The sequence below is a fragment of the Metabacillus endolithicus genome, from assembly GCF_023078335.1.
Lineage (GTDB): Bacteria > Bacillota > Bacilli > Bacillales > Bacillaceae > Metabacillus > Metabacillus endolithicus.
The window spans coordinates 588582-612385 of record NZ_CP095550.1 but is presented as its reverse complement, the minus strand read 5'-3'; the positions used below and the strand labels follow the sequence as shown (position 1 = coordinate 612385).

Genomic DNA, 23804 nt, shown 5'->3' with positions numbered 1-23804 from the left:
ATGATAAAAATAAAAGTTTTGTCTCTTTTTTCCTGTTATTCTATAAAACTGCTATTCAATGAAATTTTTATGTCATTTATTGTTGTTAATCTATCTATATATAAGATCCAGGAGGTACCTTTAAAGATGAAGCATAAGATATTAGGGTTAACAGCAACAGCTGTAGTTAGCTCCTCATTATTTGCAACTATGGCAGAAGCCGAAAGCATTAGTATAAAGAGTAATGATACTCTTTGGGGATTATCCCGCCAATACAATACGACAGTTGATCAACTAAAAAAAACTAATGGACTAACAACTGATGTTCTTAGGATCGGGCAAACACTTCAGATTCCCGGGACAAATTCTTCTAAAGAAATTACTACTCCAGCTCCAGTAAAATCAGTTTCAAAAACTGTTAGTAATGTACAATACATAGTTAAGGGTGGTGACTCCTTATGGGTTATTGCCAGATCATATAACACAACGGTATCAGAATTGAAGAAAGCAAATAAATTGAATAGTGATGTTATTTATGTTGGGCAGAAGTTAATCGTAAAACAGGAAACAACACAAACTAAACAAGAAGATGTTAAACAGAGTGAACCCACAAAACAGCAAGTTATATCAAACCCGAACACATCTACATATACTGTTTCTGCTGGAGATTCTTTATGGAAAATCGCCAATAAATTTAACATAACAATTGCTGAACTAAAAGTATTAAATAATATGAAGTCAGATGTAATAACCGTTGGACAAGTTTTGAAGGTGACTGGAGAAGCTACTATTGATAACAGTACTGAAAATACGGCACCTCAAAATCAAAACAATAAGGTTGAAACAATGATTTCTGAGGCAAAGTCACTTTTAGGAGTACCATATCGTTGGGCAGGTAATACTCCTAGTGGTTTTGATTGTAGCGGTTTTATTTATTATGTATTAAATAAGGTTACTTCTGTATCTCGCCTTAGCACTGCAGGCTATTGGGATATGATGAAAGTAATAAATGAACCTTCTAGAGGCGATTTTGTTTTCTTTACTACATATAAAGAAGGTCCATCACATATGGGAATATATTTGGGGGATAATCAATTTATCCATGCAAGTAGTTCAGGTGTAAGTATTTCTAACTTAAATAACTCCTATTGGAAACAACGTTACTTAGGAGCTAAGCGATTTTAATGAAAAGAACCAAATTGGTTCTTTTTTGCTCTATTAAACTTTAGGAAATAGATAATTCTAACTGTAGAACCTAACCACAGCGTTTATTTCTTTAGAACCTGGCAAGAATGACTAATAAGCGTCATTATCTAGGAGGAACTAACGTTGAAAGGATTATCTATTGTTTTTATATCACTTATGACTCTATCCATTTTTATTGTTTTAGTAACAGAAAAAAGTACTAATAACAACACTCATATTAAAAAGGAGTCAATTACAGCCTCTGAGCCTGAATTAAATCAGCAAAAATTAGAATTAATCAACCAAAAAGGAAAAAATGTAGGAAAAATCATTCTAAATGAAACAGCTGAAGGTGTAACCATTCGGTTAATTGGACAAAATCTACCACCGGGCAAGCATGCTTTTCATATCCATTCAATAGGAATCTGTGAAAAACCAACTTTCACTTCTGCTGGCAGTCACCTAAGCTTGTCAAATCACGAACATGGCTTTGACAATCCTAAAGGACAACATGAGGGAGATCTACCAAATATTGAAGTTGGTGCTGATGGGAAAATTGATATTGAGCTTCTTGCATCTTCTGTAACATTAAAAAAAGGAGAACAGCTTTCTCTTTTGGATAAAGATGGAAGTTCCTTTATTATTCATGAAAAACCAGATGATTATGTAACTGATCCTTCTGGAAATGCAGGGGATAGAATGATCTGTGGATCAATTAATACCAATAAAAGCATATAACTAAGAAAAAGCTACCTACATTCTTTAAAAGGGTAGCTTTTTGTTTTTATGATTAAAAGATTTAAACTCCTTTAATTAATTCTTTTCTTTGAATATCAATATACTTTTTAGTATACTCATGGTTGATATAAAACCGTATCAACTTAACTTTATATAGATGAAAGAAGGCGTACAATGAATAATTTACAAGCTTATCCATTACCGGAAGAAATTAAAGAAAGAATTCAAAATAGATCATTAAAACGAAAAGATGAACAAGACGCTTTATTAATTGGTAAAGGTGGTTATACTCCATCTGATGAATCAATTCTACTAGATGCAATGATCGCTCTTGCTCTTGGTAAAAATGTCTTATTAAAGGGTCCAACAGGTTCAGGAAAAACAAAGTTGGCAGAAACATTATCATTTATGTTTAATCAACCTATGCATAGTGTAAACTGTTCTGTTGATATGGATGCTGAAGCACTTTTAGGCTTCAAAACAATTGAAAATCGAAACGGTGAAACTTCCATTGAATTCATTTCAGGTCCTGTTGTAAAGGCAATGAAAAAAGGCCATTTATTATATATAGACGAAATAAATATGGCAAAGCCAGAAACATTACCGATATTAAATGGTGTGCTAGATTACCGGAGAATGATTACAAACCCATTTACAGGTGAAGTTATCCGCTCACATGAAGATTTCGGTGTTATTGCCGCTATTAATGAAGGATATGTGGGAACGGTCCCATTAAATGAAGCACTCAAAAATCGTTTTGTTGTTATTGAAGTACCCTATATCCAAGGGGAAGAGCTAAAAATAGTTTTAGAGAATCAATCACAACTGTCTGATCAACGCTTATTAGAAACGTTTACTAGTCTTTCGTCAGATCTACTAACTCTCGTGAAAAATGGCCAGGTTTCAGAAGAGGCAGCATCGATCCGAGCGCTTATTGATACATGTGATTTAGCTTGCTATATGCCACCAAACCGTGCTGTAGAAAGAGGAATTGTTAATAAGCTTGAAGATGAAAGAGAAAAAGCCGCCATTCGAAATCTAGCAGAAACGTTATTCGAGTGAGGGTATAAAATTGAGATTTATAAAATTTAATGATCAACAGGTAGATTCTTTTTTATTTATGTCATTATCAGATTTAGCGAAGGGCTTAACGAAAATTCCAGACATTGAGGTTGATTACAGCGTTCACTCATATCTAGATCCATTTGAAAAAAAGTTTATGTTAGTCATTTCTGGGATCACCGCGAGAAGGAAGAAACAGAACTAGCGTTAAAAAGCGATATTTATCTTAGAAGTATTGGTAATTATTATTATACTGATTTTAAAGAATTAGGTGTTTTTATTGAAAAGACTTCAAAATTAAAGCTAAAGAGCTTTGCGAAGCAATTATGTATGCTGTTGGAGGACCTTCGATTAGAGGAAAAATGCAGAAAAGAAAGACGCGGTACGAAAAAAGCGTTTAATATTCGAAGAGAGCTTTATCGAAAACATTTTCAAAGTCAGTTAATTATTCATCAAGAGCGAAGTATTTTAACGGATGCGCTTTTTAATAGTATGTATTTAACACTAACAGCACAATCCACAATCGAGACAATTCCATCTTTATCTGAGAGTATTGACAGAACCATACCTTATATTGAGTCAAAGCTTTTTCAAGTGTTTGATGTAGGTTCTACTAAGCAGGTTATTGATATTGTCTTAGAAATTGTTGATGTTTTAGAAGAAATATTGGAAAAAGATATGCTGAATACCTATTTTTATTTAGCGGAACTACCTTACAATAACATTTTGTCTGGCAGCCTATATGATGAATTAAAAAGAAAATCTAAATTAAAAAACAAAGATGTGTTAGAAGATGCTAAGCAAGGTGATGAAGATGTACATGGTGACAAATTACCAACATGGCATAGTGAAACAAGCAAGCCTACAAAAAGTTTTCTTCAATTCGATTTAGAACAAGGAACAAATACGACGATAAATGGAGACGGTGCTGTACGTGAGGGAGAAGACGGTGACCAGGCTCTAGCGATGGTTCAAGGAACTTCAAAAAAAGCAAAAAGAAATGATTACTCCAAAATGGAAGCATTGGAAAATCAAAAAGAAGATCGAGCTAGTAGTGGGGATGCATCTTATGGTAAGGAAAATAAATATGCTGTACCTGTGTTTCAAGAAGCTAAGACTCCAACAATATCAGATATTGAGCAATATCAAAAAGATCGAATGGTTATTCAGTTATACCAAAATAAGCTGAAGCTAATGATTCAAAAAACGCTGGAGCATAAAAGAACAATGCCGAGGTCTGATCTTCAAATTGGAAGATTAAACAAAAAACTGCTCCGAATTATAACAGATGACAATCCGAAGCTTTTTTATAAAAAACAGGAAAAGTCTCCTGATATTGATGCTGTTTTTACTCTATTAGTTGACTGTTCTGCATCCATGTTCGATAAAATGGATCAATCAAAGCTTGGGATTATCTTATTTCATGAAACGTTAAAATCAGTAAGAGTTCCACATAAAATTGTTGGATTTTGGGAGGACACGAACGAATCGACAAAAACACGACAGCCAAATCATTTCTATGAGGTAATCTCTTTTGAGACCTCTTTAAATCAGCAGTCAGGACCTGAAATTATGCAACTCTCACCAGAAGAAGATAATCGTGATGGATATGCTATAAGACATATGACAGAACAGCTAATGAAGAAAAATGAAAAACAGAAATTTCTCCTTGTTTTTTCAGATGGTGAAGCCGCTGCAACAGGTTATGAACGGAATGGTATAATTGATACACATGAAGCAGTTTTAGAGGCAAGAAAACTGGGTATAGAAGTAATCAATGTATTTTTGTCAAATGGCGAAGTTAATGAAGCAACACAAAAAACAATAAAAAATATTTATGGGAAATATAGTGTTTTTGTCGACAAAATTGAAGAGCTCCCAGAGCAGTTATATCCACTACTTAAGAGATTGTTATTAAAAATGTTATAAAAGGATTGATCCGAAACGAGTATGCAGTGTCTGTAAGAGTATTTGTATAGATGTGAGAAAAGAACGAGTATCTCTACTTTATAAGCACTAACTGAAATTTCATATTGTGACAAAGTTTGCAAAATAGTAAAAACCTCTCATTTATTTATAAAAATAGAGGTTTTTATTGAAATTACATGGAGAAAATTAGCCTCATAAAGTAGGAAAGACATTAATAATAATTTCAAAATAAACATAAATTTCATTAATACTAAAAAAATATAATTAATTTACATTAAAATAATAAAAATTGTACTTTTTTCCTTGGTATATGTTGTATGATTGGAGTAAAGATAGTGATATTTTTGTTGGATAATTCCAATTATTCCGAACAATTAGACACTCTAAGGAAAACCGTAAGAAAAAAGAAACATTTTTTTTCGATTTTTCTATTAACTATCTTGGAATGTGAAGGTAGCAATGTTAAAATAGCATTGGAAGCGTTTTAATATCATACTACTATACTCGTAAGAGTGGTTAATATCGTAGGATAATTTTATCCTTCCTACGTATCAGGAAAATCATTTCTGATCACTTATGAATCGTTGGGGGTAATGTTAGATGGCACAAGGCAATAGCAAGAAGAATTTCCCTTGGGAAGACTTCCATGGTCCTAACCTCGGCTATGTCATGGAACAATATGATCAATATAAACTTGATCCAAATTCTATTGATATAGAATTAAAAGAAATCTTTGATACCTGGGGTTCTCCTTCAATCACAACAAAAGACACGACAAAGTCAGCTGAAAATGAAACAATCAGTACTGATAAAATGAAAAAAGTTGCTGAAGCAGTTCGATTAGTGACAAATATTCGTAGATATGGTCACTTAAACGCAGCAATTTATCCTTTTGAGGACCGAAATGAGAAGAATGAGTTTCTTCGCCTTGAAGAATATGATTTAACTGAAGAAGATTTAAAAGATATACCTGTAAACCTATTATGTGAAGATGCTCCTGCACATGTGACCAATGGGCTTGAAGCATATCAATACTTAAAAGAAGTTTATAAGAGAACGATCGCATTCGAATTTAGTCATGTTCATAACTATGAGGAAAAAACATGGCTTGTAAAAATGGTGGAATCAGGAGCGATCTTTGAAAATTTATCAAAGGAAAAACGTATTTCTATCTTAAAAAGACTCACAGAAGTTGAAGGGTTTGAACAATTCCTTCACCGTACTTTTGTTGGTCAAAAACGTTTTTCTATTGAAGGTTTAGATATGCTAGTTCCGGTACTTGATGAATTAATCTCAAATGCCGTTCAAGCTGGCACTGATACAATAAATATAGGAATGGCGCACCGCGGCCGTTTAAGTGTTTTAGCTCATGTACTTGGCAAACCGTATGAAATTATCTTTTCTGAGTTTCAACATGCACCTAATAAAGAATTGGTTCCATCAGAAGGTTCTATTGGAATTAACTATGGTTGGAGTGGTGATGTTAAGTACCACCTTGGTGCCAATAAACAAATAAAAGATGAAAGTACAGTGCGTGCTAAAGTAACATTAGCTAATAATCCAAGTCATCTAGAGTTTATCGATCCAATTGTTGAAGGATATACCCGTGCTGCACAGGAAACTCGTACAGAAAAAGGTTATCCAAAACAAAATGAAAATAATGCTATGGCTATTCTTATCCATGGGGATGCTGCATTCCCGGGTGAAGGAATTGTTGCGGAAACATTGAACTTAAATAAGCTGACAGGTTATCAAACGGGTGGCACTATACATATTATTGCGAATAATATGATCGGTTTTACAACTGAAAGTCGTGATTCCCGTTCAACCACATATGCAAGTGACCTTGCAAAAGGATATGAAATTCCTATTGTACACGTTAATGCAGATGATCCAGAAGCATGTATTGCTGCAGTGTTCATTGCAATGGAATACAGAAATAAATTTAAGAGTGATTTCTTAATCGATCTTATTGGCTATCGACGTTTTGGTCATAATGAAATGGATGAACCATCCATGACACAACCAAAACTTTACGAAAAAGTTCGTAAACATCCAACTGTACGTGAGCTTTATGCAAAATCACTACAAGGTGGAGGAATTGTTAAGCCAGAAGATGTTGAAAAAATTAGCGATGAAGTTCAAACAGTACTAGAAAAGGCATATCAAAAAGTTCCTGATAAAAAGGTAGCTCAAAAACATGAAATTCAATTACCGGAATTCGTTAACAGTGGCCTTCCTAAGTTAAAAACAGCTGTTGATAAGGATAAGTTACTTCAATTAAATGATGAGCTTGTAAAATGGCCGGAAAGCTTTAATGTGTTTTCTAAACTTCAGAGAATTCTAGAAAGAAGAGCAAAAGCGCTTAAGGAAGATGGAAAAGTGGAATGGGCTTTAGGTGAAGCGTTAGCGTTTGCATCCATTTTAACAGATGGAACTCCTATTCGATTAACAGGACAGGATTCACAGCGTGGAACATTTGCACAGAGACATATTGTTTTACATGATGTTGATACTGGTGAGTTTTATTCACCATTACATCGACTAGATGACGCTAAAGCATCATTTGCAATCCACAATAGTCCATTATCTGAAGGATCTGTTATTGGTTTTGAATATGGTTACAATGTATTTGCACCAGAAACATTAGTTTTATGGGAAGCACAATACGGAGACTTTGCAAATGCAGCACAAGTATTCTTTGATCAGTTTATTGCTGCAGGTCGTGCAAAATGGGGTCAAAAATCTGGGCTTGTTATGTTATTACCACATGGATTTGAAGGACAAGGTCCCGAGCATTCCAGTGCTAGGTTGGAGCGTTTCTTACAGTTAGCTGCTGAAGATAGCTGGCAAGTTGCGAATTTAACAAGTGCATCTCAATATTTCCATATATTACGTCGTCAAGCGGACTTGCTAAAGCGTGAAGAAGTAAGACCACTTGTTATTATGACGCCAAAGAGCTTACTAAGAAATCCACAAACTGTATCAGATCTAAATGAATTATGTGAAGGAGAGTTCAAGCCAGTTATTGAACAACCAGGACTAGGCACTTCTCCGGAAAAAGTAAAAAGACTTCTTTTATGCACTGGTAAGGTAGCTACAGATTTAACTGATAAGTTAAATACGATTGAAGGCGATCTGGATTGGGTTCACATGCTAAGAGTTGAGGAACTATATCCTTTCCCTAAGACAATTATTACATCCATTTTGGATCGTTTACCAGCTCTTGAAGAAATTGTTTGGGTTCAAGAAGAACCCCAAAACATGGGAGCATGGACGTTTATTGATTCAAAATTAAGAGAAATTGCACCTGAAGGAGTTCCGGTGAACTATATAGGTAGAAGAAGAAGACAGAGTCCAGCGGAAGGTGATCCGAATATCCACAAAAAAGATCAAGAACGGATCGTTACAGAAGCATTAACTTGGAATAAATAATTATTTAACCATTAATCATCATTTAAATTGAAAAATGCGAGACTTGCTGTTATCATATTATCGCGTTAAATTGATATAGATGTAATAAAAGTGATTCTTTTAACAAGCAAGTTTCTCAAGGGGGAACCAACAATGGCTGAAATTAAAGTACCAGAACTAGCAGAATCTATTACTGAAGGAACGATTGCACAATGGTTAAAACAACCAGGTGATGTTGTTGAGAAGGGTGAATACCTTTTAGAAGTTGAAACAGATAAAGTAAATGTTGAATTAACTGCTGAATTTTCTGGAGTTTTAAAAGAGCTACACAAAGAATCAGGTGATACTGTTCAAGTTGGAGAAACAATTGGGATAATTGATGAGAGTGGTGAAGCTTCTCCTTCACAACCAGAGCAAACAGAGACTAAACAAGAAGCACCGGCGCCACAAGAAGCTCAACAAAACAATGTTGAAGTAACGGAAGAAGAGAAAAAACAACGTACAATTGCCTCACCAGCGGCACGTAAGTTAGCTCGTGAGCGTGGAATAGATTTACAACAAGTTCAAACAGTTGATCCACTTGGCCGCGTACGTAAACAAGATGTTGAAGCACACTCGGGTCAAGAAGCACCAAAACAAGAATCGAAACCAGCTGCACCAAAAGCTGCTACACCAGCCGTACAGGATGATAAACCTGGTAAACCAGTAGAAAGACAAAAAATGTCTAGACGTAGACAAACGATTGCAAATCGATTAGTAGAAGTTCAACAAACAGCTGCTATGTTAACAACATTTAATGAAGTAGATATGACTGCTGTTATGGAAGTTCGTAAACGTCGTAAAGACAAATTTTTCGAACAGCATGATGTTCGTTTAGGCTTCATGTCCTTCTTTACAAAAGCTGTTGTTGCTGCATTAAAACAATATCCACTTCTTAATGCTGAGATACAAGGCAATGAAATTTTGGTGAAGAAATTCTATGATATTGGAATTGCGGTATCAGCTCCAGATGGATTAGTTGTACCAGTTGTTCGTGATGCAGATCGCTTAAACTTTGCAGGTATTGAAGGAGAAATTCTTGATCTTGCTAAGAAAGCACGCGATAACAAATTAAGTCTTTCTGATTTACAAGGCGGAACATTTACGATTACAAATGGTGGTGTTTTCGGATCATTAATGTCAACACCTATCCTAAACGGACCACAAGTTGGTATTTTAGGTATGCACAAAATCCAGCTTCGCCCTGTTGCTATCGATGAAAATACAATGGAAAATCGTCCAATGATGTACATTGCCCTTTCATATGATCACCGAATTGTTGACGGAAGAGAAGCAGTAAGCTTCTTATCAACAGTGAAAGAATTACTTGAAGATCCAGAATCATTATTATTAGAAGGATAAGTTTTTAATAAATCTAAGAAGGTTGGCACTAAATGTGTCAGCCTTTTTTCTTTTACTATCAGCAAGGATAAGTTTTATGAATTATAGTATAGAAAACTAAGGCTTTTGCCATTAGGACTTGGCAATAAGCTGTTTTTTTCTATTAATTCAGTTTTGCTGATTGAATTATTTTAAAATTTAATTTAAATTATCCTAGTAAAATGATAAAATGTGTATTTATATAATATATTTTTCAAAGGTTGATTTTATATTCTTTTGAAAGAAATCTTTGATCAGTAGGATTTTGAGGTGATGTTATGAATAATTCTGTAGAACAATGGTCGTCCAAGCTCTCTTTTATTCTTGCGGCTGCCGGGTCTGCAATTGGTTTAGGAGCGATATGGAAGTTTCCTTATGTTGCGGGGACTAGTGGGGGCGGTGTATTTTTTCTAATCTTTATTTTATTTACTTTACTAGTAGGACTACCACTTCTATTAGGAGAGTTTGTGATAGGTAGAAGTACGAAAAAAGATGCCATTCAAGCATACAAACAAATTGCTCCGAATTCCTCTTGGCACTTAATTGGAAGACTTGGTGTAGTGACTTGTTTTATCTTGTTGTCTTTTTATAGCGTAGTAGGTGGCTGGATCTTAATTTATCTATTTAAAGCTGTTACAGGAAATCTTAGTGGCTTAACAGAGCAGGAGTATGGTGAGTTATTTGGTACTAGCATTTCGGATCCGATTTTAACCGTTTTTGCACAGTTATTATTTTTACTTATTACAAGTTTTGTTGTTTCTAAAGGTGTTTCAAATGGGATTGAAAAAGCAAGCCGAATTATGATGCCTGCTTTGTTTATATTATTTGTCATCTTGATTGTTCGTTCTATTACACTAGATGGCTCCATGGAAGGAATTATTTTCTTTTTAAAGCCTGATTTTACAAACGTAACATCTGAGACGATTTTATATGCGATGGGACAATCCTTTTTTGCCCTAAGTGTTGGAGTGTCAGTTATGGTAACTTATAGCTCTTATTTGTCTAAGAATGAAAATTTACCACAATCGGCAGTTTCAATCGTCGTTCTTAACTTATTAGTTGCGTTTTTAGCAGGATTAGCAATTTTTCCGGCCGTGTTTTCTTTTGGTTTAGCTCCGGATGCAGGTCCTGTGTTATTGTTTAATGTACTGCCTACAGTGTTTAATCAAATGCCATTTGGAACAATCTTTTTGATCGCATTTTTATTATTGTTTTTATTTGCTACTTTAACATCTGCTTTTTCAATGCTCGAAATAATTGTAGCTCCGATTGCGAAGGGGAATGATTCTAAAAGAAGAAAATCTTCTTGGTTAGTTGGAATATGCATTTTTGTTGTCGGAATTCCGTCAGCACTTTCTTTCGGACTGCTTGGACATATAACATTATTCGATAAGTCAATTTTTGATGCTGCTGATTTTCTAGTAAGCAATATTCTTATGCCACTTGGTGCGCTCTTAATTTCAATATTTGTTCCATTAAAGATATCTAAAAAAGTTCTGTTTGATGAACTGTCACAAGGATCATCTCTTAGTAAAAAGATTTTTACAATTTGGTACCTACTATTAAAATATGTATCACCGATTGTAATTATCTTTGTCTTTTTAGATGCTTTAGGTATTATATAGAATAAATGAAGGCAGATTTTTCTTTATAAGATAATCTGCCTTTTTTGTATATTAAAATGGTTTCCATTTTAGTTGTTGTGCTTCATGAAAACGTCTCTCTACTTCACGCCAATTTACAACATTCCACCAATTCTCAACGTATTTTTTTCGTTCGTTTTTATATTGAAGATAGTAGGCATGTTCCCAAACATCTAGCGTAAGTAAGGGGATAACATCCCATTGACTTAAGTTTTGATGCTTTTCTGCTTGAAGAATTTCTAATCTACGGGAACGTGGTGCCCAAACTAAAATTGCCCATCCAACTGCTTCAACATTTTTGGCTGCTTCAGAAAAGTGGGTTTTAAATTTTTCAAAACTACCAAATGTTTGATTAATCTCTCTCATTAACATACCAGAAGGCATGCCACCACCGTTAGGACTCATTACATTCCAGAAGATTGTGTGAAGGTAATGACCTGCACCATGAAACGCAGCTTCACGTTCCCAATGCTTAATTAATTCAAAGTTATTTGTTTGACGAGCTTTTTGCATTTCTTTTTCGGCTTTATTTAAACCATCAACATAGCTTTGATGATGCTTGTCATGATGTAATCTCATAATTTCACGATCAATATAAGGCTCTAATGCATCATAACTGTAGGGTAGTGGTGGTAACGTATGACCTCCGATTGGAACCGTTCCTGCTTCGTTATGGGCGCGTAAAATGCTTTCCTGTTCATTATTTTCATCATCAAAGTAAGCTTCAAACTGTGTAAACAGACGATCAGCACGCTCATAAACTTCCTTATTATCAGGACGATCATCTTTGTTTAGTTGAGCTTGGAAGATTTCAAGCTCACTTTTCCAATTTTCTAATGTATCTTTGTGATGGTTTCGGCTTAGTTCTTCATAGGAATGATGATAACTTTCTAAAATTTCCTCACACCATTTTTGCATGGATACGATGTACTGCTCTGACATTATTTCTCCCTCCCTGACATCAGTCGTAGACAATATATGCACTTTTCCAAAAAGGTTGATCTTTTTTCTAAATAAACCTGTTATGATCTTTTTTGGTAGTGGGCAAGTGTTAACAATGGAAAAAGTAGATTGTAGCTATGGTAAGTGATGTAAAATTGCCCTGGTAGTCCAATGCCGGTTGGATATGTTCTTCCTTCTTCAGTGAAAGAAGAATCATTTATTAGATGAGATATACCTTTTTGTACAGATAAATTCGAAAAGGCTCTACTCTGAATTAATGCATCTAATGCCCATGATGTTTGTGAAGGGGTACTAAATGAAAGGGGTACATATCTTTTCTCCTCACTACTTGCACATGATTCACCCCAACCTCCACTGTTTAATTGTATGCTTACTAGCCAGTTGATTGCCTTTTTTATAGCAGATGATGTTGGGGAGATACCAACAGCTAGTAGTCCTGTCACAGCTGCCCAAGTTCCATATATATAACAAACTCCCCATCTTCCATACCAAGAGCCGTTCTCTTCTTGATTGTCCATCAGCCACCTTATTGCTGCTTTTACACTTGGGTGTTCTTTTGTTAATCCAGCATTGTTACCTAAAAACTCTAGTACTCTACCTGTTAAGTCCGGAGTTGAAGGGTCAATAGCGGCGTCCTCTGCGTTTTCTAACGGAAGATACGTAAGGATTTCTAGATCTGTATTTTTTTCAAAGGCCGCCCATCCACCATCAGCATTTTGCATGGAGAGAAGATAAGTAACTCCTTTATACCAAGCATTGCGTACTTTTTGATCTTTACGAGCTTTCCTTGTTAATGCTCGTAATGCGGCTGAGGTATCATCATTGTCTGGATTAATCGTATTATTATGGGAAAAACCCCATCCCCCTGGCTTAATATTAGGGTTATGAATCTTCCAATCACCCTTTTTTGTATGTTGCATTGATAAGAGATATTGAACGGATTTGTTAATCATGGGTGAAGTACTGGAAACATTAGCTTCTTGAAGAGCATAGCTAAGTAAGGCTGTATCCCAAACAGTAGAGGTTGAGTTTTCTAGATGAATACCATCACAATTGGTTGAAACCAAATGCTTTAATCCGTTTATGGCATTTAATATTGTTGGAGAAGACTTTTTATGGCCTAAAGATAGTAGGGCATAAATCATGAAAAAGGTTGAGCTAGCATAGCTGTAAAGAGTTCCATCATCTTCAAGTCTTTTTAACATATATCGCTCTGCTTTTTGATAGCCTAACCGGTGTAAATATTCAGGTAGTTGCAAAAGTTTTTTCATTTCATTTGTAAACGATGAATTTGTACGTGTCGCAAATGGAAGTTCCCAGCTTTCATTAGCAAAAGCAGAACGAATAATCAGGTGATTCAAGTTTGGTGTATAACTTGATTTAATAGTGTATTTTTTATTGGCAGCAACCATCATTGGAATAAAATGAATTCTTGCATAGTTACTGAATTGATAGAAATTTAAGGGAAATGAAGTTGGAATTAGAAGGAAGGTCATTGGTATATAAAAAAGAGTTGGCCACGGATAAAGCCCATTTACAGCTAACATCCATTTCGTCAAAAAATGAGAATTACCCAATCCACCATTCTTACGGATAAATTCTTCAGCTTTTTTTAAGCCAGGATGTTCTGGTGTAAAGTAACCTGAATATAAAAGAGCACAATAAGCTTGTATGGTAATAGAAAGGTTCCCACTTTTTTCATCAGAATAAGCCTTCCATAACCCTGAGTTTTTTTGTAACGAATAGATCCGATCTGCTAGTTGTTTTATCAGCTTTTCTTCATTTTTTATATCTAAGGAACGTAATGTTATAATCATAAAAGCGTCAGTCATTAAACCGCCTTCAAAACAGTATTTCCAAGAACCATCTTTTCGTTGAGTAGTTCTTAATTTTTCGATCATTTCTTCTATCTTCTGATCAATACTTTCATTCGTATACATATATTCGTTCACCTCTCCATACATTATGCAGTTATTCTGTGTGTTATGAAACTGAACGATTTTATGTTTTTCTACTATTCTTTTTTCCATTTTCAGGTATAATAAATTATTATTCTATTAAAAGATGGAAGGGAACAGAATGTGGAAACAGTTAAAAGATGTTAGTCCGGTTACAATGAATATTTTAATCGGTACTTTATTTGGACGTCTAGCAACATCGATGTGTATACCGTTTTTAGCCATTTATTTAACACAGGAAAAAAATGTATCACCGTCGACAACAGGTGCTATCATCGCAATTAGCTCTCTAGTTGGCATTGCATCAAGCTTTTATGGTGGATATTTATCAGATCTTTGGGGAAGAAAAAGAGTTCTGTTAATCTCTGTTTTTGCTTGGGGACTCGTTTTTGTAGGATTTGCTTTTACTCATTCTATTGTAGGTTTTTTTATGATGAATGCGTTAAACGGTTTATGTCGTTCTGTTTTTGAACCAACTTCCAGGTTATGCTTTCAGATTTAACGGTTGAAAAAAATCGTTTAGTGATCTTCAATCTTCGATATACAGCAATAAATGTTGGAGTTACATTTGGACCGTTAATTGGACTTAAACTTGGGGCAGCTGCTAGCACAACTCCATTTATATTTGCGGGAATAACGTATTTTCTATATGGAATTGTATTACTTTATACGTTGAGAAAATACAATGACAAAGTAAACACAACGAATAATAATCTTGTTCAGTTAAAAGATGCAGTCCAAATTGTCCGTAAAGATCATATTTTTTTATATAGTCTTGTTGGACTTGTATTATGTATTACAGGATATTCTCAATTTAGCTCAACATTGCCACAATACTTTTCTAGCTCGGAGTTATTCAAAAATGGAGCGGAATTATTTTCATATTTACTAACTTTAAATGCAATTACAGTTATTATTTTGCAATTTCCTTTAATAAAAATTGGGAAAAAATATTCCCCACTTGTTTCAATTATGATTGGGAATGTTGTCATTTGCTTAGGACTTTTCGGCTTTGCATTTAGTCAAGAATTGCCACTATTAATTTTAATGATGATCATTTTTACAATTGGTGAAATCTTGATGTTCTCTATGACAGATTTACTTATCGATCAGCTTGCTAAGCCTGATTTAAAGGGAACATATTTTGGTGCTATGGGTTTTACACAACTTGGGAATGTCATCGGCCCATGGATCGGCGGGGTTTTATTAGAGCAATTTGGGGCGAACAAACCATTATATCTCTTTGGTACACTAGTGATGATTACAATTATCGCTTTACCAATCTTACTATATGTAAAATATGAAATGAAAAAGAAAAGTGTGGCTGTTAATGTTGCCTTTCCACAATAATTGGCTTTTTAACTATTTTCAGATAAAATAAAAGAAGAAATTAGAGAGGTGATAGATATGATCCATAAAACATGGCAAAATTCTAAAGAAATTAAGAAAGTAAAATGTATTCATACGAATGCTGAAAAATATATGGTAGATCGAGCTTTAACAGCAGGAAAAGAGTATGATGTACAAAATGAAACAGACGAATTTTTCTTTGTTATTGACAATACTGGAAAAGTCGGTGGATATTACAAAGACTATTTTGAAGTGATTGAATAATTCGTTAAGGAGTGACGGGAAACTGTCATTCTTTTTTATTTTCTAAGAAATACCTATTGATAACCTATATTATTTGACATCAAGTATATTATTATTATAATTGATAATGATAACCATTGCGTTATAAATGTTATTTTTATATTAGGAGGGGTGACCTCAGTGGATTCAAAAGCTAAACTAATCCTTCATCCAGTAAGAATGAAAATTGTTCAAACCTTAATAGGAAACAAAGAATATACTGTTCAGCAAATTGCAACAAGATTAACAGATGTACCACAAGCAACATTATATCGACATCTAAATAAATTATTAGAGGCTGAAGTTTTAAAAGTTGTAAAGGAAAACCAAATAAGAGGTACGGTTGAAAAAATCTATGCCTTAAATGAACATGAGGTATCTAATAAGAGTGATTTAACAAAATTATCTAAAGATGAACATTTAAACTTATTTTTAACCTTTATGACTCATTTACTTGGACAGTATGAAAGTTATTTAAACCAAGAAAATATTGATCTAATAAAAGATGGAGTAAGTTATCGGCAAGCTATGGTGTACTTAACAGATCAAGAATTCCAAGAATTTATGAAAGAACTTTCACAAGTGTACAAAAAAGTAATAGATAACGAACCATCAAATGATCGAAAAGCTCGACATTTGTCGACGATTTTTATTCCGGAAGCAAAAAAGTAGTTTTTGTCTATCTATTTTTATTCTATAATAAGAAGAAATGTTATATGACGAAAGGAAAGACAGATATGAGTGAACAAAATCTTAGAATAAGAGATGCAAATCTGGATGATCTCTCAAAGATCGTTGAAATATATAACAGCTCTATTCCAGGGCAGCTTGCAACAGCTGATTTACAAGAGGTGACTGTAGAGAGCAGATTAAAGTGGTTTCATGAACATAACGCACATCAACGACCATTATGGGTGTTAGAAGAGGGTGGCGCTATTGTTGGCTGGCTAAGCTTTCAATCTTTTTATGGGAGACCAGCTTATGATGCAACAGCAGAAGTAAGTATTTATCTTGATGCTTCCGTTCACGGAAAAGGCTACGCTCGTGTTTTAATGGAACGGGCTATAGCTCAATGTCCCGAGCTGGGATTAAAAACGTTACTAGCATTTGTATTTGGTCACAATTCACCTAGTATTAAGCTTTTTGAAAACTACAATTTTGAAAGATGGGCACACTTACCGAGGATTGCAAACATGGATGGGGTAGAACGAGATTTAGTTATTCTCGGTAAAAGAGTATGTGAATAAAAAAAGAGGAAACATTGGGCCAATCAGGTTCATTGTATCCTCTTTTTGTTTTAAAAATAGGTAAAAATATAAAATAGATTGAATAGATCAATCATTAAAACAAATACTGACATATATTGAAAGAATTTAAACATGTTGAGGTAGAAGGTGGATTTATGCAAAAGATATTATTATCACATAATGATTTAGATGGTGTAAGTTGTGGCATTCTAGCAAAATTTGCGTTCAAAGAAAATGTTGAGGTACATTATCATTCTGTTAATAGTCTAGATTATCATGTTGAACAATTGCTTGATCAGCAGGACTTAGATAAGGAAGTATACATAACTGATTTATCTGTTAATAAAGAAAATGAGGCAAAGTTAGAAAAGTTTTATAAAAATGGGGGGCAGATAAGATTAATTGATCATCATAAAACAGCTCTTCATTGTAATCAGTATGAGTGGGGGATCGTGAAGGTAGAAGAAAAAGAAGGAAATCTGGCTTCTGCTACATCACTGCTTTATTCCTACTTAGTTGAGAACAACATTATATCGTCTCATCCAATCTTGGATGAGTATGTTGAACTAGTACGTCAATATGATACATGGGAATGGGAAAAGAATGAGAATATTCAAGCTAAAAGGTTAAATGATCTTCTATATATGCAATCAATAGAAGAGTTTGAAGCAAGCATGTTAGATAGGTTGTTAACATTTGATCATTTTACATTTAGTGAGTTTGAAGAGAAAATTCTCGATATCGAAGAAAAGAAAACAGACCGTTACATAAGGCGTAAAAAAAGAGAGTTAGTGCAATCGTTTTTAGGTGATGTATGTATAGGGATTGTTCATGCTGAATCTTATCATTCTGAATTAGGAAATGAATTAGGAAAGGAACATCCACATCTTGATTGTATTTCAATATTAAATATGGGTAATAAAAAGATTAGTTTTCGAACAATACATGATCATACTGATGTTTCTGAGATTGCCTCAAGATATGGTGGTGGTGGACATGCAAAAGCAGCTGGGTGTTCCTTAACAATCGATGCTTATAAAGAATTTATTGAAAAACCTTTTTCAATAAAGCCATTACGCACAGATTTCATTCACAATAAGATGAACTTGAAAAATCATTGTTCGCATTTCGAAAATGCTGAAAAGGATAAATTCTTGCTTTACAAAAATAAAGAAGCTGTATGGAATATAGAAAAAAATCATAAATTACTTTCAAATCAATTCTCAAGCTATGAAGAAGCAGAGCGCTTTGTTAAAAGAACTTATTCTGTTCATTTATCAAAAGATGAGAAGCTCGTTCAATATTTATTAGATTCTTATGAGCGAACTAAGTAAAATAACAGAATAAACAAAAAGCAAAGCATAATTCGCTTTGCTTTTTTTATACAAAAACGGAAAAAAATGCTCTTTTCCTCTTATGATTAACTTGAACAAAATTCAGTTTATGCACTAGATTCAAGCGTTGATACCTCGGAATGGTGGACTAGTATGATATCATCAATCTCAGATTCGAGTTTTTTAAGCTCTACGTATCCACTGGTGTATGTATAAAATATTTCATATAATTCCTCTTTATAGATGACAATCTTCAAAACTACTCACCCTTGCCTTTCTTCTTTGATAGATATCAAATACCCGCTTGTCTAAATAAATAAACTAGGTATTAATGCCTATTTTTGGCTAAAGGATTGATAAAGTGTTTAATCTACAACAATGTATCCAATCATTGGAACTTGTTGACCATCATGAGAGTGTGTATCACAAATAAGACGATAAGTTCCTTCTTCCTTGAAATGAAGTGGAATAACTGTCTCCTCTCCTTTTTTTACAGTACCTTTAATATCAGTACCTTCTATATAAAAAGGATGTTCCTCACCGTTCACACCAATAATACTTAATGTAACATCTTTATCTTGTGGAATAACAATTGTACCTGGATCCCAACGATAAGCTTCAATTTTCTTACCATCTGATGTTGTTGTCGAGAATTCTCCGGTTACCATGTTTATAACAATGTTCGTATCTTTTTCAGCGCTATTTTGAAATGTTGGCACAACATCATTCGAGAAGTAATACAAGCTACCCATGACAATTGCGACAAAAAGAAAAAACAACCAGCTCTTGCGAATAAAAATAAACCGCATCATATCCCCCCTAAGCATGTCTCAATTTAACTATATGACTTTAGAAAGGAGAACTTGTCTAATTTGTACAAAAAGTTTCAAGATAATCGGTATGTGAGGGTAGATTGAAAGTAATGTGGGTAATGAAAGGGGAAAGGGAGCTCTAATATTCTAGAGCTCCCTTTCATTTACATTATACTAAATGATATTGTTCAGCATTTGTTACAATTAATAAAGCTTTTCCTTCATCAAGTTTTTCTTCATATGTTTGTGCTTCATCTTCTGAAAACCCTATTTCATATAATTGATTTCGGAGTTCGTCACCTTTTTTACTAAAAAAGTTTTCAACAGCTTGATTTAAACCTGTTTCCTCAATACCAATCACATTTGTTTCTGCTTTATCAGAAATTCTTTCTGTTCGTTCGTCATCATGTGTTAACACATAAAGGTCATTAGCTTGTACACCTTTATTTTTAAGATTATTTACAGCTTGCTCCAGCTTGTCTTCATTTTGGAATTCTTCAATATAAGGTTTCATATACTAACTTCCTCCTTTAAAATGTTATAGTATTCTATTACACAAAATACGATGTATTAAACATAAAATGCATGTTACTAGTTAATTTAGTAGAATTCTACTAACTTTTTTATATTGTGATTAAATAAAGAAAATTTCGGGTATACCATCTTCTTAAATTTTCCTCTTTTCTTATTGCTAGCATTATGTTATATTTATCTAGCGATGAGCTGAATTGTGTAAGTCGAAAAACATGCCGGAAGGCTAAATGCACGATGTGGCGTGCAGTTTTTCGCCTCAATACGCAGGAGACGTCTTTATAGGCGTCTCTTTTTATTTGTAAAAATTCATATAAGTACGAATATAATATTGTCGTGACCTTTTAGAATTAACAGTTTGATTTGAATAATTTCCAAAAATAACATATCGTAATAGGAAATATGAGAAGAAAGAGGTACAGGATGAGAAATTCGATACTATTTATTGGTGCAGGTAGAATGGCAGAGGCAATCATATCTGGGTTATACCAAAAAAGCGATGAACAAATAAGTCATATCTATGTTTCGAACAGATCAAATCCAGAGAGACTTACTGAATTAGCTAAAAAGTATAAAGCTAATGCAATCCATGAAATTGAAAAGTTTATTAAAAGAGTAGATGTTATTGTATTGGCGATGCCGCCAGGTGAACATAAAGATATTCTTAAGAGAATAAGTCCTTACATAACCAATCAGTTTATTGTAACAGTAGCAGCAGGAATCGGACCTGCCTACTTAGAGGATAACCTTCCAACTAACACTCCTGTTGGATGGATAATGCCAAATACGGCAGCTACAATTGGTCATTCCATTTCACTTTATACATATGGAAAGTTTGTTAAAGATAAACATAAGAAGCAAATGGAAATGCTAGTAAATTCCATTGGAGCATCACAATATTGCACTGAACAACAAATTCATGATTTAACTGCCGTTACTGGGAGTGCACCGGCTTTTGTTTATCTTTTCGTTGAAACACTAATAGAGTTTACTGAAAAGATGGGGGTATCATCTGAGGTGGCTGAGAAATTAGTAAACGAAATGGTAATTGGATCTGCAGAGATGCTTAAAGGAAATCTTTCTGCGCGGGAACTAAGGGAACAAGTAACAACACCCGGAGGTGCGACAGCAGAAGGGATCAAGGTGTTACAAAATGGTCAGTTTACTCAACTTGTTCAACAGGCTGTTATTGCAACGAATAAAAAAGCAAAGGGAGAAGAATAACAAAAAGGGCACGCAGAACGATTAACAGCGTGCCTTTCTTATGGATGATTATAATTAACCCCAGAGGTGCTTAAGATAAGTTAGATCTATTTTTATTACTATATAATTCTTGTTTTCTTCTAAAGCCGGTTACTAGTAAGTAAAATTGATAGCTTTTGCGAATTCTTTCTAGTAGCCAATGAGGGAAAGGGATACGAATGTTTTTAAATAATGGTAGATAGATTAAATAGTAACCCCTTTTAAAGTGCTTCCACTTTGGGCAGGAATAGGTTTTTAAAAAGTCGGATACATCAACTATATATCCTTTACCATCTTTCATTGTAATATTCTTTCCATGTATATCAGTAGGATTTAACCCTTTTGATTTAGCAAAATGTATGGCTTTGTCTACATCTTCAATTACAGTTTTTTGTATAAATGTTCCTGTACTAAAGGCTTGGTAAAGCGTAATTCCTTCTAGTTTTTTAAGAACAAGATATCTTTCTCCATACTCATATAATCTTGAATATGCATTGTGTTCTCCAAGTTTTTTATAAACCATGATTTCTTCTGTAATCCCTTCACGGTTTTCAGCATAAACCTTTACTACTTTTCCGTCTAAAGAAGGATGAGTAAATACAGCTGCAAAATTACCTTTTCCAATTAGTTTCCATCCGTTCGGTATGTTATTGACAATAACGGGATCGAATGGATCTTTACTGTATACAAAAATATGCTTCATAAGTTGCTCATCAATCCAAGACATTTTACACCTCAGTTACCTTCATTGTTTTCTCACAATTTTCACTGTGGAAAACCTTCCTAAAGAACAATATACTACATATTGCATGATTCGGCCTGAAATAAATAAAAATAAAATTCCATGTAAAAACATGGAATTTTATTTTGAACAGTATTACTGTTGTGTATGAAATTATTCCTTTTTGTGGCTTACAGCGGAAAAATTCTCTAGAACAGGTAATGTGCGTTCTTCTTCAATCATTGCGTGTCCACAAAGAGGACAATCAGGCTCTTCGTTTGATTTAAAATTATCACGCATCCAACCATTACAATCTTCTGAACCACAAGTCCAAATTTTTAAGCTTACCTCTGGTGGTTTTTCAACTTGTTGTTGAAATCTCATATCAACACATCCTTTAGTAAGGAGATTTAGTACTAAGTACATTATACACATTTTTTCTAACAATATGTATAAATGTTAACAAATTCCTATGTTATTACCTTATATATGCCTGATTAGCTTTATTTAATAACCTTCGTATTACTCTACTTCTTTTAGTTCTGCAACACTTACCTGTGAACGTTCTTCAAGTGGTCCTCTTAAATGACAAGTAACCATTCCTTGCTCTTCATGCAATTCATCAATCCAAACAGAACTACCATTATACATGACTTTAATATCAGCAGACGAAGATAAGATTTGTTTTACTCGATTCATATCCAATTGTATAACCTCCTAAAAATTTATCAACATTTTATTTTTACCTGTTTTATTCGTTGTTATACAATTTGGAAATTATTTTTGGATTTTTAACTTGTGTGATTCTTTGTTAATGAAAAAAGGACTTATTTTTTGATAAGTAAAGCTGCGCCAAATCCATTCTACTGGACCATAGTAGAAGTAAGATAACCATATATAACTAATTCCAAGCTGTATGACAAAGAGAGCTACACTGATTAACAACCCTTCAGTAAGAGTTAGGGTGTTATACATGTGAAAAAAACGAAAAAAGGAGATGACCATTATGGATTGAGCTAAATAATTGGTCAGTGACATTCTCCCAACATATTGGAAGGGAGAAAGAATCTTCTTAAAAATATCCCGACTTCTAAGCAAATAGATCGCCGTGATATAAAAAATAGCAAGAAAAAGACCACTCAAGCTAGTAAGAAAATAGGTAATACTGTCATCTAAGTTTTTAAATATAGCTAGTCCATTCAAACATACTGTGATCAAGCTTAAAAATAAACTAATTTTCCACCACTTATTTATACGAACTATATTTCTGTGGGTTCTCTCATATAGCTTCTCTTTTCCTGCGTACAAACCTAATAAAAACCACCCTAATACAGGAATCATGACAATTGGTAGCTGTTGAAGTATCGGCAATACTTCAATGTTAAAGCGAAACAATACCCATTCAAAATAAGGAGCTTCCTTATACATGTGAATATACTCTAATGCGATTCGACTTTGGTTCGCTGTTGGAATCGTCGAAGCAGGAACAAATATAGACGCGAAAAGAAATAAATGGTAAGCAAATAATAAGCATATACTCCATATTACAACCTTTTTGCTCGAAACCTTACGGAAGAATAGGAGAAACACACTTGTTATCGCGTAAACATGTAAAATGTCACCATACCAAATAAAGATAAGGTGGATTATTCCGATCAAAAATAGAAAAAGTGTTCTTGAAACAAATCTGGAAAGGGTTGATTTAATCATAAAAAGGTAAAAACTCAATCCAAATAAAAAGGAAAAAATGGGGTAAAATTTCATTTGAATAAACAGTTGCAAAAAGTAATAAAGTCCTTGATCAAAATCATTTTTATAAGAAGCTTTGTTAAACATCGTATCGATGAACTCTGGAGATTGAAAGCTCTTCATATTAACGAGAAGTATTCCAAACAATGCAAGGCCTCGAAGTGAATCAATTAATTTGAATCTGTTTGTCATTCATTTCTATCCTTTCTTTCTTAAAAAGCATAAAATAAGGGAATTTACTAAAAA

At 33.9% G+C, this 23804-nt stretch carries 19 protein-coding genes and 2 pseudogenes; 13 read left to right on the top strand and 8 right to left on the bottom strand.

Annotated features, from left to right (window positions below):
• Window positions 1–126 precede the first annotated feature (126 nt).
• From MVE64_RS03295 to MVE64_RS03265, 7 genes and pseudogenes are all read left to right on the top strand, one after another.
• On the top strand, window positions 127–1164 hold the full coding sequence (locus MVE64_RS03295; RefSeq protein WP_247343759.1) for a C40 family peptidase: 1038 nt from the start codon (window positions 127–129) through the stop codon (window positions 1162–1164).
• Between the two features lie 144 nt (window positions 1165–1308).
• Entirely contained in the window at window positions 1309–1902 is a 594-nt protein-coding gene (locus tag MVE64_RS03290; protein WP_247343758.1) for a superoxide dismutase family protein, read from the top strand.
• A 174-nt stretch (window positions 1903–2076) separates the two neighbouring features.
• A complete protein-coding gene (locus MVE64_RS03285) occupies window positions 2077–2964 on the top strand; it encodes an ATP-binding protein (protein ID WP_231307704.1) in 888 nt (295 codons plus the stop codon).
• Between the two features lie 10 nt (window positions 2965–2974).
• Window positions 2975–4893, top strand: a pseudogene (locus MVE64_RS03280) (vWA domain-containing protein).
• A 600-nt stretch (window positions 4894–5493) separates the two neighbouring features.
• Window positions 5494–8328 (top strand): 2-oxoglutarate dehydrogenase E1 component, encoded by a 2835-nt coding sequence (sucA, locus tag MVE64_RS03275; RefSeq protein WP_247343756.1) that lies wholly within the window; start codon window positions 5494–5496, stop codon window positions 8326–8328.
• Window positions 8329–8460: 132 nt separating this feature from the next.
• On the top strand, window positions 8461–9708 hold the full coding sequence (gene odhB, locus MVE64_RS03270; protein ID WP_231307701.1) for a 2-oxoglutarate dehydrogenase complex dihydrolipoyllysine-residue succinyltransferase: 1248 nt from the start codon (window positions 8461–8463) through the stop codon (window positions 9706–9708).
• A gap of 296 nt (window positions 9709–10004) precedes the next feature.
• Window positions 10005–11351 carry a sodium-dependent transporter gene (locus tag MVE64_RS03265; protein WP_231307700.1) on the top strand — a complete coding sequence of 449 codons (1347 nt, stop codon included), beginning with the start codon at window positions 10005–10007 and terminating at the stop codon, window positions 11349–11351.
• Window positions 11352–11402: 51 nt separating this feature from the next.
• On the opposite strand, the gene MVE64_RS03260 is transcribed toward MVE64_RS03265, so the two are convergent.
• Together MVE64_RS03260 and MVE64_RS03255 are read right to left on the bottom strand one after the other, a co-directional pair.
• Window positions 11403–12311, bottom strand: a complete 909-nt coding sequence (locus tag MVE64_RS03260; RefSeq protein ID WP_247343754.1) for a superoxide dismutase — start codon at window positions 12309–12311, stop codon at window positions 11403–11405.
• An 80-nt stretch (window positions 12312–12391) separates the two neighbouring features.
• Window positions 12392–14272, bottom strand: coding sequence for a terpene cyclase/mutase family protein (locus MVE64_RS03255; protein ID WP_247343753.1), 1881 nt, complete (start codon window positions 14270–14272; stop codon window positions 12392–12394).
• 139 nt (window positions 14273–14411) lie between these two features.
• Here MVE64_RS03255 and MVE64_RS03250 point away from each other — a divergent pair.
• The 5 genes and pseudogenes from MVE64_RS03250 (at window position 14412) to MVE64_RS03230 (ending at window position 18503) form a co-directional block, all read left to right on the top strand.
• A pseudogene (locus tag MVE64_RS03250) lies at window positions 14412–15640 on the top strand (MDR family MFS transporter).
• Between the two features lie 57 nt (window positions 15641–15697).
• A complete protein-coding gene (locus MVE64_RS03245) occupies window positions 15698–15904 on the top strand; it encodes a DUF6501 family protein (protein ID WP_247343750.1) in 207 nt (68 codons plus the stop codon).
• Between the two features lie 159 nt (window positions 15905–16063).
• Window positions 16064–16594, top strand: coding sequence for a helix-turn-helix domain-containing protein (locus tag MVE64_RS03240; RefSeq protein WP_247343747.1), 531 nt, complete (start codon window positions 16064–16066; stop codon window positions 16592–16594).
• A gap of 44 nt (window positions 16595–16638) precedes the next feature.
• On the top strand, window positions 16639–17169 hold the full coding sequence (locus MVE64_RS03235; protein WP_247343744.1) for a GNAT family N-acetyltransferase: 531 nt from the start codon (window positions 16639–16641) through the stop codon (window positions 17167–17169).
• 155 nt (window positions 17170–17324) lie between these two features.
• On the top strand, window positions 17325–18503 hold the full coding sequence (locus tag MVE64_RS03230; RefSeq protein ID WP_247343741.1) for a DHH family phosphoesterase: 1179 nt from the start codon (window positions 17325–17327) through the stop codon (window positions 18501–18503).
• Window positions 18504–18868: 365 nt separating this feature from the next.
• On the opposite strand, the gene MVE64_RS03225 is transcribed toward MVE64_RS03230, so the two are convergent.
• Both MVE64_RS03225 and MVE64_RS03220 read right to left on the bottom strand, forming a co-directional pair.
• Window positions 18869–19312, bottom strand: coding sequence for a cupredoxin domain-containing protein (locus tag MVE64_RS03225; protein WP_231307694.1), 444 nt, complete (start codon window positions 19310–19312; stop codon window positions 18869–18871).
• Between the two features lie 172 nt (window positions 19313–19484).
• A complete protein-coding gene (locus MVE64_RS03220) occupies window positions 19485–19829 on the bottom strand; it encodes a YflT domain-containing protein (RefSeq protein WP_231307693.1) in 345 nt (114 codons plus the stop codon).
• Window positions 19830–20269: 440 nt separating this feature from the next.
• On the opposite strand from MVE64_RS03220, the gene proC reads away from it, so the two are divergent.
• Window positions 20270–21070 (top strand): pyrroline-5-carboxylate reductase, encoded by an 801-nt coding sequence (gene proC, locus MVE64_RS03215; RefSeq protein WP_231307692.1) that lies wholly within the window; start codon window positions 20270–20272, stop codon window positions 21068–21070.
• A 70-nt stretch (window positions 21071–21140) separates the two neighbouring features.
• Here the strand turns inward: proC and MVE64_RS03210 are convergent, their stop codons facing one another.
• The 4 genes from MVE64_RS03210 to MVE64_RS03195 all read right to left on the bottom strand — a co-directional run bounded on the left by MVE64_RS03210 (window position 21141) and on the right by MVE64_RS03195 (window position 23750).
• A complete protein-coding gene (locus MVE64_RS03210) occupies window positions 21141–21815 on the bottom strand; it encodes a serine/threonine protein kinase (RefSeq protein ID WP_247343739.1) in 675 nt (224 codons plus the stop codon).
• Window positions 21816–21983: 168 nt separating this feature from the next.
• Window positions 21984–22193, bottom strand: coding sequence for a cold-inducible protein YdjO-related protein (locus MVE64_RS03205; RefSeq protein WP_247343736.1), 210 nt, complete (start codon window positions 22191–22193; stop codon window positions 21984–21986).
• A 138-nt stretch (window positions 22194–22331) separates the two neighbouring features.
• A complete protein-coding gene (locus MVE64_RS03200; RefSeq protein WP_098799307.1) occupies window positions 22332–22514 on the bottom strand; it encodes an H-type small acid-soluble spore protein in 183 nt (60 codons plus the stop codon).
• Between the two features lie 72 nt (window positions 22515–22586).
• Entirely contained in the window at window positions 22587–23750 is a 1164-nt protein-coding gene (locus tag MVE64_RS03195; RefSeq protein WP_247343734.1) for a DUF418 domain-containing protein, read from the bottom strand.
• Window positions 23751–23804 lie beyond the last annotated feature (54 nt).

What these genes read in the sequence shown, in the direction of transcription:
- MVE64_RS03205 (WP_247343736.1), bottom strand. Translation starts at nt 22,193, where the DNA reads ATGAGATTTCAACAACAAGTTGAAAAACCACCAGAGGTAAGCTTAAAA.
- MVE64_RS03255 (WP_247343753.1), bottom strand. Translation starts at nt 14,272, where the DNA reads ATGTATACGAATGAAAGTATTGATCAGAAGATAGAAGAAATGATCGAA.
- MVE64_RS03295 (WP_247343759.1), top strand. Translation starts at nt 127, where the DNA reads ATGAAGCATAAGATATTAGGGTTAACAGCAACAGCTGTAGTTAGCTCC.
- MVE64_RS03230 (WP_247343741.1), top strand. Translation starts at nt 17,325, where the DNA reads ATGCAAAAGATATTATTATCACATAATGATTTAGATGGTGTAAGTTGT.
- MVE64_RS03235 (WP_247343744.1), top strand. Translation starts at nt 16,639, where the DNA reads ATGACGAAAGGAAAGACAGATATGAGTGAACAAAATCTTAGAATAAGA.
- proC (WP_231307692.1), top strand. Translation starts at nt 20,270, where the DNA reads ATGAGAAATTCGATACTATTTATTGGTGCAGGTAGAATGGCAGAGGCA.
- MVE64_RS03265 (WP_231307700.1), top strand. Translation starts at nt 10,005, where the DNA reads ATGAATAATTCTGTAGAACAATGGTCGTCCAAGCTCTCTTTTATTCTT.
- MVE64_RS03225 (WP_231307694.1), bottom strand. Translation starts at nt 19,312, where the DNA reads ATGCGGTTTATTTTTATTCGCAAGAGCTGGTTGTTTTTTCTTTTTGTC.
- MVE64_RS03285 (WP_231307704.1), top strand. Translation starts at nt 2,077, where the DNA reads ATGAATAATTTACAAGCTTATCCATTACCGGAAGAAATTAAAGAAAGA.
- MVE64_RS03245 (WP_247343750.1), top strand. Translation starts at nt 15,698, where the DNA reads ATGATCCATAAAACATGGCAAAATTCTAAAGAAATTAAGAAAGTAAAA.
- MVE64_RS03220 (WP_231307693.1), bottom strand. Translation starts at nt 19,829, where the DNA reads ATGAAACCTTATATTGAAGAATTCCAAAATGAAGACAAGCTGGAGCAA.
- MVE64_RS03210 (WP_247343739.1), bottom strand. Translation starts at nt 21,815, where the DNA reads ATGTCTTGGATTGATGAGCAACTTATGAAGCATATTTTTGTATACAGT.
- sucA (WP_247343756.1), top strand. Translation starts at nt 5,494, where the DNA reads ATGGCACAAGGCAATAGCAAGAAGAATTTCCCTTGGGAAGACTTCCAT.
- odhB (WP_231307701.1), top strand. Translation starts at nt 8,461, where the DNA reads ATGGCTGAAATTAAAGTACCAGAACTAGCAGAATCTATTACTGAAGGA.
- MVE64_RS03195 (WP_247343734.1), bottom strand. Translation starts at nt 23,750, where the DNA reads ATGACAAACAGATTCAAATTAATTGATTCACTTCGAGGCCTTGCATTG.
- MVE64_RS03260 (WP_247343754.1), bottom strand. Translation starts at nt 12,311, where the DNA reads ATGTCAGAGCAGTACATCGTATCCATGCAAAAATGGTGTGAGGAAATT.